The organism is Bacillus cereus group sp. MYBK79-1, assembly GCF_051915365.1.
In the GTDB taxonomy this organism is placed as follows: domain Bacteria; phylum Bacillota; class Bacilli; order Bacillales; family Bacillaceae_G; genus Bacillus_A.
The window spans coordinates 17,030-32,049 of sequence record NZ_JBQAEO010000019.1 but is presented as its reverse complement, the minus strand read 5'-3'; the positions used below and the strand labels follow the sequence as shown (position 1 = coordinate 32,049).

Genomic DNA, 15,020 nt, shown 5'->3' with positions numbered 1-15,020 from the left:
CCCCCTTATATACGCTCGATTGTAAACTAGTCTATCCAATTTGTACAATATGAAAAGGTTACCCGCGGGAGTAACCTTAGTAAATGAAATTATATCGGCGATTTTTCAATTATATCGACCGTAACTTGAATTATATCAGCGATTATTGAAATATATCGACTTACCGACAATTAACGACAAAATCCTCCCGCTATTTGCGAGCATCCTGATTAAAGATTCAATTTACCGCTCCAAAACAATCCGCTGCTTCGTAATTTCCGCCAGCCTTCCGCGATTTACTTCATACTCAGTATCAACGCTTTGCGGTACAATCACTTTTCCGCCCTCAAGCATAACTTCCGGCGAAATAATATCCCTCTCCCAGTGCCTACTAGAAGCAGATATATCGCCAGGAATCGTAAAGTTCGGTAACGAAGCAAGCGCAACATTTTGTGCTCGTGAAATCCCCATCTCTACCATACCGCCGCACCAAACGGGTATGTTATGCTCCATGCAATAATTATGGATTTGAATAGACTCTGTTAATCCACCCACTCGCCCTGGTTTAATATTAACGATGTGGCAACTGCCAAGTGTAATCGCAACACGTGCATCTTCTAAACTATGGATGCTTTCATCTAAACAAATTGGTGTTTCTATTTTCTTTTGCAACTGTGCATGATCGAGAAAATCGTAGTCCGCTAATGGTTGTTCAATCATCATTAATTGAAATTCATCTAATCGTTTTAGTTTCTCCGTATCCGCTAATGTATAGGCTGAGTTTGCATCAGCCATTAACGGGATGTGCGGGAACTCTTTACGAATCTCTTTCAATAATTCGTAATCATGCTCTGGCTTTATTTTCACTTTAAAACGCTCGTAGCCTTCTTCCGCATACTTCTCGATTTGTTTTAACATAAACGGAATTGTATTGATACCAATTACAACACCAACTTCAATTTCAGCCCTAGTTCCGCCAAGTAACGTTGCTAGCGATTTCTGTTCACGCTTCGCATATAAATCCCAAACAGCCCCTTCAATTCCCGCCTTTGCCATTCGGTTTCTCTTGATATGCTGGAACAAACCAGGTACTTCACTCGGATGAGTAATCTCCGCCTTTAATAAATCAGGTAATAAAAAATCTTGTAGTACATGCAGCGCTGTCTTCACTGTTTCTTCCGTATACCACGGTTCAGAGAACGCAACGACTTCCCCAAAACCAATGCACCCGTCCGTATCTTCTAATTCAATGACGATACTCTCACGCTTTTCATAAGTGCCGTAGCTTGCAGTAAACGGGATGACGAGTTGCATTTCTGTTATATAAAGGGTCGCTTTTTTAATCTCCACTTACATCTCCTCCACTAATTGTCTTAACTCTCGTCTTAACAATTTTTTCGAAGCATTTCGTGGTAATTCCTCTAAGAAACATGCTTTTTTCGGCACTTTATATTTCGCTAACTTCTCCTCGCAAAAATGAAGAATTTCTTCTTCTGTTACCTCTCCGCTTTTTACAACAAAAGCAGCGGGTACTTGGCCCCATTTATCGTCAGTCATGCCGACAACACCAGCTTCCGCTACCATCGGATGAGAGAGCAACACTTCTTCAATTTGAGCCGGATATATATTCTCTCCGCCAGAAATAATTAAATCACTGCGTCGATCTAATACGTATAAAAATCCTTCTTCATCTAAATAACCGAGGTCGCCAGTATGAAGCCATCCGTTTTGAATTGTTTCACGCGTCGCATCTTCACGGTTAAAGTAACCGCCTGTTACGTTCGGTCCTTTTACTACGATTTCGCCTTCCGCTAACGGCGGTACTACTACGCCATCTTTTTCAATACGAAGTTGGCACTGAAATAGTGGTTTCCCAGCCGATCCTACTTTCGTTAACATGTAATCTGCTGATAACGTACAAATTTGCGACGACGTTTCCGTCATACCGTACGTTTGATACACAGGAATTCCTTTATCTACACATGTTTCGAGTAACGGTTTCGGCGCCGGTCCTCCGCCAAGTAACATGCATCGTAAAGAAGATGGATATGTCTCTTCTCCAAGTCTTTCTAATAGATCTGTTAACATTTTAGAAACGACAGAAATAATCGTTACGCCTCTCGTTTGAAGTGCTTTATGAATAAAATCAGCATCATATTTCGGAACGAGTAAAATGCGCATGCCGTACATAATATTTTTCATTAAAAGAGATAACCCGCCAACGTGGAACATCGGCATACAAGCTAACCAGCAATCATCATCACGAAGCCCTAAATTAAGCGAAGAACCAACTGCGCTTGCCCAGTGGTTACCGTACGTTAAAATAACGCCTTTCGGTTTCCCTGTCGTCCCAGACGTATAAATAATTGTCATCGCTTCTTCTAAAGAGAATTCTTCTTGTATAGAGGCTTCCGCCTTCGGTCCTTTCATTATTTCAGCAAATGAATAGACGGCAACACCCTGAGCCTCAAAATCTTGATCCGTCACTAAGCATGCAACTTTAGCATCATCCATTTGCCAAAGTAGCTCTTCTCTTGAAAGACGCGTATTTAAAAGTACAGCTACTGCACCTACGTAAGATAGGGCATGAATAACTGTAATCATCTCCATACCATTTTTCATCAGAACAGCCACCTTTTGCCCACGCTTCACTCCTACATGCGTGAGGTGTTCACAAACAGATACTACTTTTTCATGCAGCTGCACGAAAGTAATTTTCTCTTCCTCTATTTCAATTGCAGTGCGATCTGGTGTTAAAAATGCACGTTGCTTTAACCAATTTGGCATTGTCTCCATCATCCATTCTCCTTTCATGAAAGAAAGAGACTTGATATGACATCAAGTCTCTTAGTTGTTTTGTTTCCGGTTTGATCTCATCTAGCTGCGCCTCCTAGCCCCTTCCGTCTAAGAACCTTCCGCACGAGAAAGTAAAAAACACTTTCTGTGCGAAAGAACCTTAGCCTACGAGGCTAAGCAGTTAGCTTCGCTTTTGGTTTCATCTAGCTACAGCAGCTAGAATGTTCGGTAGCTAGAACAGTCGGTCGTTTCACGCCTTCCTACGCCCTCTTGTTCTAAGCGAGCCGCTTCCGCTTTTGATCACGGAAAACGAGGGAATTGACCGAAGTCCGGACTGCGTTTTTCTTTGAACGCGTCGCGACCTTCTTTTGCTTCGTCAGTTGTGTAGTACAATAACGTTGCATCTCCAGCTAATTGTTGAATACCAGCTAGACCGTCTGTGTCTGCGTTGAATGCAGCTTTTAGGAAACGAAGTGCCATTGGGCTGTTTGCTAAGATTTCTTGTGCCCATTGTACTGTTTCTGCTTCAAGCTCTTCTAATGGTACTACTGTGTTTACCAAGCCCATATCAAGCGCTTCCTGTGCGCTGTATTGACGGCATAGGTACCAAATTTCGCGAGCTTTCTTGTGGCCTACCATACGAGCTAAGTAACCAGCTCCGTATCCACCGTCAAAGCTTCCTACTTTAGGACCTGTTTGTCCGAATACAGCGTTGTCTGCAGCGATTGTTAAGTCACATACGATATGAAGTACGTGTCCACCACCGATTGCATAACCTGCTACCATTGCGATAACTGGTTTAGGAATTGCGCGAATTAGACGTTGTAAGTCTAATACGTTTAAACGTGGGATTTGGTCGTCACCTACATATCCACCATGACCGCGAACTTTTTGGTCGCCGCCTGAACAGAATGCACGTCCACCTTCACCTGTTAAAATGATAACGCCAACATTTGCATCATCACGAGCGTGTGCAAAAGCATTGATTAACTCCATTACCGTTTTAGGACGGAATGCGTTATGTACTTCAGGGCGGTTAATCGAAATCTTTGCGATACCATTGTATGTTGAATAAATAATATCTTCGTAATTGCCTTCTTTTACCCATTCAATAGCCATTACAACTACCTCCTTGTATATTTCTGATCTCCTCTATAAGTGTAGCTTCCTTCTTAGATGAAAAAGCATCACTGCATAGTTTTTAGAAATCCCTTTACTATTGTATCAAACTTTTCCGGTTGTTCCACATGAATTGCATGGCCAGCACCATCAATTTTGAAAAATTTTGCGTCAGAGACGCATTTTTCGATGTTTTTTAATATGCGAAAGAACTTTTCATCATGCTCCCCGTTCATTAAAAGAACAGGCATTTTTAAGTTTTGAAGCTCGTTCCACCATGAAGGCTGAGCCCCTGTTCCCATGCCGCGCAAGCTATTTGCAAGTCCTTTTGGATTGTTAGCAAGTCTTTCTTTTCGCACTGCTTCTTGTACGTTTTTTGCTAAACTTTTTTGCGTTTCAAACAGCGGAATATTTTCCCACATCGTTACAAAACTATTGATGCCTTCTTGCTCAATTTTATTGGCAAGTCGCTCATCTTTTTCACAGCGTTCTTTTCTAGCTTCTTCACTTTCAAGCCCTGCTGTACAATTTTCTAATAAAAGAGAATGTACATACTCTGGATATAGGCATGCCATCGTAATCGCCAGTCTACCGCCCATTGAATAGCCAAGTATATGCGCTTTTTCAATATGAAGGTAATCTAGTAGTTCTTTCATTTGCAATGCTACATTTCGAATATCATAACGAGTCACACCTTCAGGACTTTCCGTTTTTCCGTGCCCAACAATGTCTACTAAAATGACTTGAAATTGCTCGCTCCAAGAAGGAACGAAAGAACACCACGTTTCCATACTTCCCGTAAAACCATGAAGAAGTAGAAGTGGTTCCCCGCTTCCGACTACTTCATATTCATACGATACACCTTGCAGCGTTACGTTCATTTTGATTCACCTTGCAACGATGTAGTAATTACGTCCTGCGTTTTTGCCCATAATTTACGGTGCAATGTTAAGTTTTCATCACGGTTCGTACAAATTTCTACAACGTGTAAACCTTCCGTTGTCGCTCCTTTTTGTACCTCTTCTCGGAATTGCTCCCAACCATTTACACGACTAAATGAACCACCATACATTTTGACAACAGGCTCGTAATCAAGCCCAATTGGCGTTCCAAATAACGATTCGAAATGTTCCTTTTTCTCATATTGTGGTAAGAATGAGAAAATACCGCCACCATCATTATTTACAACGACAATCGTTATGTTTAATTCATGTAATTTTGCGGCTAACAGTCCATTTAAATCGTGATAAAATGATAAATCACCAATAACTAATACGAGCGGATCGCAAATCATGCTCGCTCCTAAAGCTGTCGAAATGATTCCGTCAATCCCGTTTACACCACGGTTTGCCATCACTTGAATATTTTTATCCGATGTGAAGAAGAATGAATCTGTATCACGAATTGGCATACTATTACTCGCAAATAATGTTGCCCCTTCTGGTAGTACGCGGACGATATCCGTAATCACTTTCCCTTCAAATGCAGTTTCATATGTTTCCATTTCACGAAGCGTTTCCTTCGTTTTTTCGTTTATATGTTGCCACATTCCGAACCAATCATTCTTTTTTATAACTGGCATTTTTTCTATTAGTGCACTGCAAAATGCAATATCACTTGCCTGTACAACTTCTGTCGCAACGAGAGCTGGGTCTCTCCATTGACCAGATTCTTCAACAACGATATGAACGGCTTTCGCTTGTTTTTTGATGAACTGCGTTAACGCTTTAGAAACAGGCATACCACCAAAGCGAATAATAACTTCCGGCTTCCACGTTTCTTTTAACAGTTCATTTCGTAAAAATGTGTCATAACAGTCAATTACCATCGTTTTATCGTGCTGTCCGCTACGCATGTTAGAAAGTGGATCCGCTAATATTGGATATCCCGTTTTTTCAGCTAGTTCTGCCGCAAACGCTGCGATTTCTGAATGACTATCATCTCCACAAATAATAAGCCCCTTTTCCATGTGTGAAAGGCGCCCTACAAGAGAATCTACATATTCACTCGGCATCATCACGTTCCCTTGCTGAACTACTCCTGTATATTCCCCGCGTCCTTTATCCCATAAACTTTCTAATGAAAAGTCCGGAATAAGCGGTTCGCGAACTGGAAAATTAAGATGAACAGGTCCTTGCGGCGCTAGAAGTGCGCTGGCTATCATGCGCTGCGTCGTCATGCGAGCGTAATGATAGATCGCTTCACTCGCTTCTGGAAGTGCCATCTCTGTAAATTGCTTCACAAACGTACCGTATAAATTAATTTGATTCATCGCTTGTGGTGCACCGACATCTCTTAATTCATGCGGTCTATCAGCCGTTAAGACGATAAGCGGCACTCGCGAATGAAAAGCTTCACATACAGCTGGATAATAGTTCGCTGCTGCCGTTCCTGACGTACATAATAATGCAACAGGACGTTTTTTCGCCTTTGCGATACCGAGCGCAAAAAATCCTGCAGATCTTTCATCTACATGTAAATATGTGTTCATTCCTTCATGTTGTTCCATTAGTAGAGCAATCGGCGTTGACCGTGAGCCTGGACTAATGACAACATCACATACATTTAGACGCGTCAGTTCATCTACGAACGCGCCTAAATAATATGATAATGCTTCTATATGATTGTTCATTTCATTAATTCCTCCAAAGCACCAAGCATCGGTCTAAATTTCAAACTTGTTTCTTCATATTCAAGTTGCGGTACAGAATCAATTACAATCCCGCAACCGGCAAATAAGGATGCTTTCGCGCCATTTAATAATCCGCAGCGAAGTGCAACCGCAAATTCACCATTTCCTTCATCATCTATCCAGCCAATCGGTGCGCCATATAATCCTCTGTCTAACAATTCAACATCACGAATCAGTTTCATCGCTTCCAAACGAGGTGTCCCGCCAAGAGCTGGTGTTGGATGTAATTCTTCTACCATTGTTAAAAGACTCGCATCGCCTTTTGCCTCTACAGGCGTATATAAATGAATTAAGTTTTTCGTTGTTAATAAACCCGGACTTTCCGGAATATTAACGGATTCGCAGTGCTCATTTAATACTCCCCTGATCATGTTCACAACATAACCGTGTTCAGCTAAATTCTTTTCATCATGAAGAAGCGCATTACTATTTCGTTTACTTTCTTCTATAGATTGACCATGACCAGTTGAACCAGCAAGACACATCGAAGTAAACTTCTCATCTTCTTTGCGAATTAATCTCTCTGGCGTCGCTCCTAAGAAGCATGCTCCTTTATAATCAAAAGAAAATACGTAACAATCCGGTTGCCCAATGCGAAGTGCTTCTAAAACAAGAGCAGAATCAATACGTTGATTCATCTCTACTTTTAGCTCCCTCGCTAATACAACCTTCTGCACGTTCCCCTGCTTCATTTCATCTTGCACTTTCTCAATGGCCTTCATCCAGCCTTTCGGATCCACTTCTACTTTAGAAGTAACAGTTAATTTCGATCCTTCTAATGCACATTTGCTCTCCACAAAAATTTTCTCTTCTAAAGAAATAATTTCGTTATAAAGAGTTTCTGCACAATCCGTTGCTGAAACGAATGTATTCATTGTTAACCATGCTTTTTCATTTTTTACAGTTAATAAAAATGCTGGTAGTGAAAATGTCGTATCATCAAATTCTTTCCATAAGTCCGTTTTCTCTTTTTCTTGGTCAAATGAAAATCCACCAAATAAAAGAGGACCTGTTCCAAATTCGTATTTTTCTCTTTGTACAAATGCTTTCTCTTTTACTTTATCCCATTCGTCACGAGCCATTTGAAAGCGTTTGTGAGAAGCAGTTGCTATAGTGAAAACAGAGCCAATTCCAGCAAATATTACATGCTGAGCTGGGTCTGCAAAATAACATCTATTTTCGAATGCAATCCTTTTTCCTGCTGCATAAAACAGAAGCGGATCCATCCAGTCTATTTGTTTTACAAAACTAACCAATATTTTTTCATCAGTTGCACGTTTAACGGCCGCACTAAGAACTTCTTGCAAGCCTATTTGTTTCGTTTGAATCACAATTGTCTCCCCCCTATGGGCGAAAAATAGTCATAATTACGCTTGATTTTAAGATACACCTCAAACGAAAGGCCTGTCAACGTTTAGCATTTCTGAGAAATTCACCTTCTCTTCCTAGAAAATAAACGTTGACACTAAATGATGCTTTTTCTACACTTAGTTGTGTACAATATGTGACCAAAGGAGGATTCAACATGGAAATGAACGTCGAAACGAATTCCTCTCCTACGGCGCCAAAGCCAAGTAAGCAAACAGGCTGGCGCATTTGGTGGAGTTTACTACGTCCCCATACATTAACAGCAGCTTTCGTTCCTGTTTTCATCGGAACAGCCTATGCGATGCAGGTCGGAGGTATAAATCAAATACATCTCCCTCTTTTCCTTATGATGCTTCTTGCTTGCCTTCTCATTCAAGCAGCAACAAACATGTTTAATGAATACTTTGATTATAAAAGAGGACTCGATCACGAAGGGTCAGTTGGTATCGGCGGCGCTATTGTCCGCGATGGTATTCAGCCAAAAACAGTGCTTAACTTAGCATTTGGATTTTTCGGCATCGCAATACTATTAGGTGTTTATATTTGTATGAATTCTAGCTGGTGGCTTGCGGCAATCGGTCTTGTTTGTATGGCCGTTGCTTACCTTTATACAGGTGGCCCACTTCCAATTGCCTATACACCATTTGGAGAGTTAACAGCTGGATTATTTATGGGTGTCATTATTATTGGAATTTCATTCTTTATTCAAACTGGAACTGTAACATCAGAAGTCATTTTACTAGCTATTCCAAGCTCCATTTTAATTGGTGCCATTTTACTAGCTAATAACATTCGTGACTTAGATGGTGATAAAGAAAATGGCCGTAAAACGTTAGCAATTCTCGTTGGACGCGAAAGAGCCGTTGGTGTACTCGCTTCTATGTTCATCGTTTCTTATATTTGGACAATCGCTCTAATTATCGTTAACATCGTATCACCATGGATGCTTATCGTATTTTTAAGTGCACCGAAAGCATTTAAAGCGACGAAAGGTTTTATCGGCAAAAGCATTCCAATGGAAATGGTACCTGCGATGATTGCAACAGCAAAAACAAATACAATCTTCGGTCTCCTCATGGGAATCGGATTATTGCTTGGATATTTCCTTTAAAAGGAGCTGCTGACGCGGCTCCTTTTTTATACCGATTTCCGAGCTGAAATTCAGCTCATAATTCCTACTCTCAACGCTCATACTATGTAAAGAAACTGAATTGTAGGAAGGTGGACGACTATGTTAACTCCACAACAAATAAATCAATTTAAATCGATTTTAGAAAAACAACAGCAAGAAGTTGAACAAACAATACAAACTCATGAGAATACAGATCGTGCTTCTGAACGCGATTCTGTTGGAGAATTATCTAGCTATGACAATCATCCAGGTGATATGGCTACAGAATTGTACGAACGTGAAAAAGATTTCGGGCTCATCGAATTTTGGCATAAGCAGCTAGAAGATACGAAACATGCTCTGCAAAAAATTGAAGCAGGTACGTATGGAATTTGCGAAGTATCTGGCGAAGAGATTCCGTTTGAAAGATTAGAGGCAATGCCAACCGCTACAACGTGTATTCAGCACACTACAAATAAATTAAATATGAACACGCGACCAGTTGAAGAAGAGGTGTTGGCTCCTTCTTTTCACAAGCACGATGAAAATCATTCTGTAGAATACGATGCTGAAGATGCATGGCAAGATGTCGCAAATTACGGGACATCAGAAACACCTTCCGATTTAGAAAGACAGGATTCCAAAAACTATAATGGCATGTACGTAAATAGCGAGGAAAATGTTGGGTATGTAGAGGATTTCGAAAACTTTATAGGAACAGATATGTATGGCAAAAATCCGCAAGTTTTCGCCACAGAAGAACATGAAGAGTATGAACAAATGCTTGATGACTTTGAAGAACGTACGTTTAAAGGCGAGTTAACTTCAAATGAATCTAGCTCCAAAGAATAAAAAAAGCATTCCGAAATTCGGAATGCTTTTTTTCGCTAGCTAATTAGTTTTTTGTAACGTTAGCTGCTTGTGGTCCGCGGTTTCCTTCAACGATTTCGAAAGAAACTTCTTGACCTTCTTCTAAAGTTTTGAAGCCTTCGCCTTGGATAGCTGAGAAATGTACGAATACGTCTTCTCCGCCTTCAACTTCGATGAAGCCAAAACCTTTTTCGCCGTTAAACCATTTAACTTTACCTGTTTGCATGTCATGTACCTCCTAAATAAAAATGAAACTATGAATCCACATGAAAAGGTGGATATAAAGGACATGAATGTATAACAAGCTTACAGCCTTTAATTCAACGTGCTTTATTTCCGTACCACATTATGTAGCTCAATAGTGCTTTCACTATATCACGCTATATCAAAAACGTCAAATGAGAACACTTTCATTTCATTATTTTTTTATAATTTTAATATAATGTTGAATTTCCATATTCATATTTTATCACGCTATTCGCGAGGGAGAGCCTAAACTGATTAAAGTTCCACTTTATTTGAAAATTAACAAAACTAAAGTATTCTAATCCTATTAAATTCTGTACAATATAAGTATCTATTACATACGAGGTGAAAAAAATGAGAGCACACGAAATCGAGTATAAGTTATACGGCGATGATATGCAGTTCGTTGAAATTGAATTAGATCCAGAAGAAAGCGTTATCGCAGAGGCTGGCGCAATGATGATGATGGAAGATCATATCGAAATGGAAACCATTTTCGGTGATGGTTCTGGCCCATCTAGTGGTCTATTCGGTAAATTAATGGGCGCTGGTAAGCGTCTTGTTACAGGTGAAAGTATGTTTATGACTGTCTTTACAAATACAGGTCATGGCAAGCGCCACGTATCATTTGCTGCCCCTTATCCTGGTAAAATTATTCCTGTAGATTTAACACAATATCAAGGGAAAGTCGTTTGTCAAAAAGACGCGTTTCTTTGTGCAGCAAAGGGCGTTTCTATCGGAATTGAGTTTACGAAAAAAATTGGAACTGGTTTCTTCGGTGGTGAAGGTTTCATCATGCAGAAACTTGAAGGTGATGGACTCGCTTTCATGCATGCAGGAGGGACTGTATATAAGCGTGAATTAAAACCTGGCGAAAGACTTCGCATCGATACAGGTTGTCTCGTTGCCATGACAAAAGACGTTAACTACGATATTCAATTCGTTGGAAAAGTAAAAACAGCTCTATTTGGCGGTGAAGGTTTATTCTTCGCAACGCTAGAAGGTCCTGGAACAGTTTGGATTCAGTCCTTAACACTTAGCCGTTTAGCAGCACGCCTGACAAGCCCAGCAGCACAAAGCAGTGGTGAAGGCAGCGTTTTAGGTGGACTTGGTCGTTTATTAGATGGGAAAGAATAAAACAAAAAAGAGATAGTCTCCTTTATAGGGAACTATCTTTTTTTTTGACTGTATAAACCACTTTGAATTCCATAGCCTCATTTGGCCGCGCTTCTTCTTCATATTTATAAAGGTTCAAGCCTCCTCAAAAGAATGAATCAAGTCCCTCACCGCATATATTGAACTATACCTTTTCGTAAGGAGGGCTTCCTTAATGCGTACTCCTTTATCCTTCGATAAAGATACTGCCATATTGTTAGCTTCTTGTTGCGAGTTAACGTATGAACAATATAAACAAAATGGGATTTTCGAAATACCAGATGGTTTTCAATATGTACAAGGCTTTCAAGGAAAAACGATTCAAACGACAGAATGGTTCGGATTCATACTAGAATCTGAGGATACGATTATTGTAGCTTTTCGCGGGACACAAACAGATACAGACTGGATTATCGATTCACTCGTTAACCAAAAACCATACCCATATGCTTTAAATAGCGGAAATGTCCATAACGGCTTTCTTTCCATTTATGAATCTTGCCGAGATTCTATTATGGATATGCTCGTATCACTACCAGCCCATAAAAAACTTCTTGCAACAGGCCATAGCTTAGGCGGCGCGCTCGCCACACTACATATACTCGATGCGCGTATCAACACCGCCTTCGCACAGTACGGTCTTTATACATTTGCCTCTCCCAAAGTGGGAGATATTGCATTTCGTAATTATTATAAACTACAAGTAGCTAGTAGCTTTCGCTTTGTTAATTTATTTGATGTCGTTCCTCTTCTCCCTCCGCGCAATGTCCATTTTAATGAACAAGACTGGGAATATGCACACGTTCATCACAACATGACTTTTACAAAAAACACAAAATCTATTACAAATAATCATGCCATGAAAACATACAAAACATGTCTGACTTCTCATTTTTAACCAGTAAACAATTGGAAATAAAACATCCTTATACTATAATAATATATGAAATTATTTTCGGATGAGGGGACCTTACATGCTAAAATTTATCTTTGCACTTTTTCTCATTATAATTTTTTCGTTTACAGGTTTCTTTACATTTTCATACTTTGCGACAGGAGAATATGGTGGAACAGGTATAATATATACCGCTATTCCATTTCTTTCTTAAGCAAAAAAGGAAAACCGAGCTTAATGAATTTAAGCTCGGTTTCTTTATTAGTTTCAATTTTTGTCGGTAAATCGATATATCTTAAAAATCGCTGATATATTCAAAAAATCGCCGATATATTTTCATATCGTCTTTTCCGACGTAGCAACCACTTTAATACTGTGTAACCGCATTACCAATACCCCAAATCTCATTACTATACTGCAAAATCGTTCGATCGCTCGCGAAATGACCAGATTGTGCAATATTTAAAATCGACATTTCTAGCCACTTCGTTCGGTTCTCATAAGCTCTACCGACAGCTTCTTGTCTTTCCGCATATGGACCAAAATCTCTCAGAACGAAGTATTCATCATTTTGAATTACGAGAGAATCGTAAATCGCTTCAAATTCAGCTCCCGAATGTGCAAAGAAACCATTCGTTAACTGATCTACTACTTTTTTAATATGCATATTGTGGTGATAATAATCACTTGCACGATACCCACCATTTTGATAGTAATGAAGAACCTCTTCAGCCGTTAAACCGAAAATGAAACAGTTATCATCACCGACTCTGTCTTTTATTTCAACATTAGCACCGTCTAACGTGCCGAGTGTGATCGCACCATTCATCATAAATTTCATATTACCTGTTCCTGATGCTTCTTTACTCGCAGTTGAAATTTGCTCACTAACATCCGCAGCTGGGAATATATCTTCTGCTACAGACACTCGATAGTTTTCTAGAAAGATAACTTTCATATATTGGCTTACGTACGGATCATTATTCACTTTCCTTGCGAGTTCATTAATTAATTTAATAATTTTTTTCGCATAGTAATAGCCAGGTGATGCTTTCGCTCCAAAAATAAAAGTACGCGGATAAAATGTAAAACTAGTATCCTCTTTCAAACGGTTATACAAATATAAAATATGAAGAACATTTAATAATTGTCGTTTGTAAGCGTGCAGTCTTTTTACTTGCACATCAAAAATAGAATTAGGATCAATTGTAATCCCCATTTTATTATGAATACGCTCCGCTAAAATCTCTTTACGCTCTTGTTTTACCTCTGCAAATTTCTCCTGGAAACTCGTATCGTGTTGAACTAATTGCAGCGCTTGAAGCTTAATCGGTTCTTTCTTCCACTCTGTTCCAATCGCCTCTGAAATAAGGTTCGTCAGCTGCGGATTCGCCTTCATTAACCAGCGTCTATGAGCGATTCCATTCGTTTTATTATTAAACTTATCTGGATAAAACTCATAGAATAATCGCATTTCACGTTGCTTTAAAATTTCCGTATGAATTTTTGCAACACCATTTACGCTATGGCTACCGACAATTGCTAAATGAGCCATTTTCACAAGATCATGCGCAATAATCGCCATCTCTTCAATACGATGCCATTCATACGGATAACGTTCCCAAAGTTCATGACAGAAACGTTCATTAATCTCTTCAATAATCATATAAATTCTCGGTAATAACGGTTTAAAAATGTGAATTGGCCATTTCTCAAGTGCTTCTGATAACGTCGTATGATTCGTATAAGAAATCGTTTGCGTCGTTATGTGCCAAGCTTCTTCCCATGCTAGTTTTTCTTCATCTAATAAAATACGCATCAGTTCTGGAATCGCCAAAACTGGATGTGTATCATTAATATGAATCGCAATTTTCTCATGTAATTGACGAAGGTCACCATATCTTTCTCTATGCATCCGAACAATATTTTGCAAACTTGCTGATACGAGGAAATACTGTTGTTTCAAACGAAGTATTTTCCCCTCATCATGCGTATCATCTGGATATAAAAACTCCGATACCGCCTCTGTTTCACGCTTATATTTCAAAATATCTTTGCAATTTTGCGGGAAAGGAACTGGTTCCGCATTCCAAAGTCTAAGTGTATTTACAGTGCTCGTCTCATAACCTACTACTGGAACGTCATACGGTACTGCCATAATCACTTCTGCATTCGTATGTCTGAACTCTAAACGCCCATCAATGTATAGCGATTCAACATTGCCGAAATAACTTACTTCTACAGCTTGATCATGCCTTCTTACTTCCCATACGTTTTCATGAAGAAGCCACTGTTCTGGAAATTCAACTTGATAACCATCAACAATTTTTTGATCAAATAAGCCGTGTTTGTAACGAATTCCACAGCCATGACCTGGTAAGTTTAAAGATGCAAGTGAATCAAGGAAACAGGCTGCTAATCGTCCAAGTCCACCATTTCCAAGACCTGCATCTGCTTCCACCTCTTCTAATTCTTGCAATGAAATCCCAAGCTCAGAAAGTCCTTGTTCACATACATCCCTAATGCCTAAATTTAATATATTACTTCCAAGTAAACGCCCAAGTAAAAACTCAATGGATAAGTAATACATTTGCTTTTGCTCTCCAGACCGATAACTTTCGTTCGTTGCAATCCATTGACTATTCATATACTCACGTACCATGTACCCAAGCGTATTGTATTGATCACGAGTTGTAGAGTCTTTGAAACTTTTACCATACATCGTCTCTAACTTTTCTAGAAAAGCTGATTTGAAACTTTCAACATGAGTAAACATTTCTTCACCACCT

13 protein-coding genes are annotated in these 15,020 nt (G+C 39.5%); 5 read left to right on the top strand and 8 right to left on the bottom strand.

Annotation, left to right across the window (positions count from 1 at the left end; all coding sequences use genetic code 11):
- Positions 1–222 precede the first annotated feature (222 nt).
- The 6 genes from menC to ACTFOB_RS22620 all read right to left on the bottom strand — a co-directional run bounded on the left by menC (position 223) and on the right by ACTFOB_RS22620 (position 7,917).
- Entirely contained in the window at positions 223–1,329 is a 1,107-nt protein-coding gene (menC, locus tag ACTFOB_RS22645) for an o-succinylbenzoate synthase (RefSeq protein ID WP_440029119.1), read from the bottom strand.
- Positions 1,330–2,775: an o-succinylbenzoate--CoA ligase gene (locus ACTFOB_RS22640; protein ID WP_440029121.1), complete on the bottom strand. Its 1,446-nt coding sequence runs from the start codon at positions 2,773–2,775 to the stop codon at positions 1,330–1,332.
- A gap of 300 nt (positions 2,776–3,075) precedes the next feature.
- Positions 3,076–3,894, bottom strand: coding sequence for a 1,4-dihydroxy-2-naphthoyl-CoA synthase (menB, locus tag ACTFOB_RS22635; protein ID WP_000963888.1), 819 nt, complete (start codon positions 3,892–3,894; stop codon positions 3,076–3,078).
- A gap of 68 nt (positions 3,895–3,962) precedes the next feature.
- Positions 3,963–4,775, bottom strand: coding sequence for a 2-succinyl-6-hydroxy-2,4-cyclohexadiene-1-carboxylate synthase (menH, locus tag ACTFOB_RS22630; RefSeq protein WP_440029123.1), 813 nt, complete (start codon positions 4,773–4,775; stop codon positions 3,963–3,965).
- Positions 4,772–6,526: a 2-succinyl-5-enolpyruvyl-6-hydroxy-3-cyclohexene-1-carboxylic-acid synthase gene (gene menD, locus ACTFOB_RS22625; RefSeq protein WP_440029125.1), complete on the bottom strand. Its 1,755-nt coding sequence runs from the start codon at positions 6,524–6,526 to the stop codon at positions 4,772–4,774. Before menD ends, menH begins: the two co-directional genes overlap by 4 nt.
- Entirely contained in the window at positions 6,523–7,917 is a 1,395-nt protein-coding gene (locus ACTFOB_RS22620; protein WP_440029126.1) for an isochorismate synthase, read from the bottom strand. The genes menD and ACTFOB_RS22620 overlap by 4 nt, the downstream gene beginning before the upstream one ends.
- 194 nt (positions 7,918–8,111) lie before the next feature.
- Here ACTFOB_RS22620 and ACTFOB_RS22615 point away from each other — a divergent pair, with 194 nt between their 5' ends.
- Together ACTFOB_RS22615 and ACTFOB_RS22610 are read left to right on the top strand one after the other, a co-directional pair.
- A complete protein-coding gene (locus ACTFOB_RS22615) occupies positions 8,112–9,065 on the top strand; it encodes a 1,4-dihydroxy-2-naphthoate polyprenyltransferase (RefSeq protein WP_440029127.1) in 954 nt (317 codons plus the stop codon).
- Between the two features lie 120 nt (positions 9,066–9,185).
- Positions 9,186–9,917, top strand: a complete 732-nt coding sequence (locus ACTFOB_RS22610; protein WP_440029129.1) for a yteA family sporulation protein — start codon at positions 9,186–9,188, stop codon at positions 9,915–9,917.
- A gap of 43 nt (positions 9,918–9,960) precedes the next feature.
- Here the strand turns inward: ACTFOB_RS22610 and cspD are convergent, their stop codons facing one another.
- The gene (gene cspD, locus ACTFOB_RS22605) at positions 9,961–10,161 is read right to left on the bottom strand and encodes a cold-shock protein CspD (protein ID WP_001193053.1); all 201 of its coding nucleotides are present in this window, start codon (positions 10,159–10,161) and stop codon (positions 9,961–9,963) included.
- Positions 10,162–10,535: 374 nt separating this feature from the next.
- Between cspD and ACTFOB_RS22600 the strand changes: the two genes are divergently transcribed.
- The 3 genes from ACTFOB_RS22600 (at position 10,536) to ACTFOB_RS22590 (ending at position 12,445) form a co-directional block, all read left to right on the top strand.
- On the top strand, positions 10,536–11,318 hold the full coding sequence (locus ACTFOB_RS22600) for a TIGR00266 family protein (protein ID WP_440029131.1): 783 nt from the start codon (positions 10,536–10,538) through the stop codon (positions 11,316–11,318).
- Positions 11,319–11,511: 193 nt separating this feature from the next.
- Entirely contained in the window at positions 11,512–12,234 is a 723-nt protein-coding gene (locus ACTFOB_RS22595) for a lipase family protein (protein ID WP_151631725.1), read from the top strand.
- Positions 12,235–12,310: 76 nt separating this feature from the next.
- Positions 12,311–12,445 (top strand): hypothetical protein, encoded by a 135-nt coding sequence (locus tag ACTFOB_RS22590; protein WP_081257150.1) that lies wholly within the window; start codon positions 12,311–12,313, stop codon positions 12,443–12,445.
- A gap of 153 nt (positions 12,446–12,598) precedes the next feature.
- Here ACTFOB_RS22590 and glgP read toward each other — a convergent pair whose 3' ends face one another.
- Entirely contained in the window at positions 12,599–15,007 is a 2,409-nt protein-coding gene (gene glgP, locus ACTFOB_RS22585) for a glycogen phosphorylase (protein ID WP_440029134.1), read from the bottom strand.
- Between the last annotated feature and the right edge of the window lie 13 nt (positions 15,008–15,020).

Excerpts from the sequence above, each read along its gene's own strand:
- menB (WP_000963888.1), bottom strand. The coding sequence starts at position 3,894 with ATGGCTATTGAATGGGTAAAAGAAGGCAATTACGAAGATATTATTTAT.
- glgP (WP_440029134.1), bottom strand. The coding sequence starts at position 15,007 with ATGTTTACTCATGTTGAAAGTTTCAAATCAGCTTTTCTAGAAAAGTTA.
- menH (WP_440029123.1), bottom strand. The coding sequence starts at position 4,775 with ATGAACGTAACGCTGCAAGGTGTATCGTATGAATATGAAGTAGTCGGA.
- ACTFOB_RS22610 (WP_440029129.1), top strand. The coding sequence starts at position 9,186 with ATGTTAACTCCACAACAAATAAATCAATTTAAATCGATTTTAGAAAAA.
- ACTFOB_RS22600 (WP_440029131.1), top strand. The coding sequence starts at position 10,536 with ATGAGAGCACACGAAATCGAGTATAAGTTATACGGCGATGATATGCAG.
- ACTFOB_RS22595 (WP_151631725.1), top strand. The coding sequence starts at position 11,512 with ATGCGTACTCCTTTATCCTTCGATAAAGATACTGCCATATTGTTAGCT.
- ACTFOB_RS22640 (WP_440029121.1), bottom strand. The coding sequence starts at position 2,775 with ATGGAGACAATGCCAAATTGGTTAAAGCAACGTGCATTTTTAACACCA.
- menD (WP_440029125.1), bottom strand. The coding sequence starts at position 6,526 with ATGAACAATCATATAGAAGCATTATCATATTATTTAGGCGCGTTCGTA.
- ACTFOB_RS22615 (WP_440029127.1), top strand. The coding sequence starts at position 8,112 with ATGGAAATGAACGTCGAAACGAATTCCTCTCCTACGGCGCCAAAGCCA.
- ACTFOB_RS22590 (WP_081257150.1), top strand. The coding sequence starts at position 12,311 with ATGCTAAAATTTATCTTTGCACTTTTTCTCATTATAATTTTTTCGTTT.
- cspD (WP_001193053.1), bottom strand. The coding sequence starts at position 10,161 with ATGCAAACAGGTAAAGTTAAATGGTTTAACGGCGAAAAAGGTTTTGGC.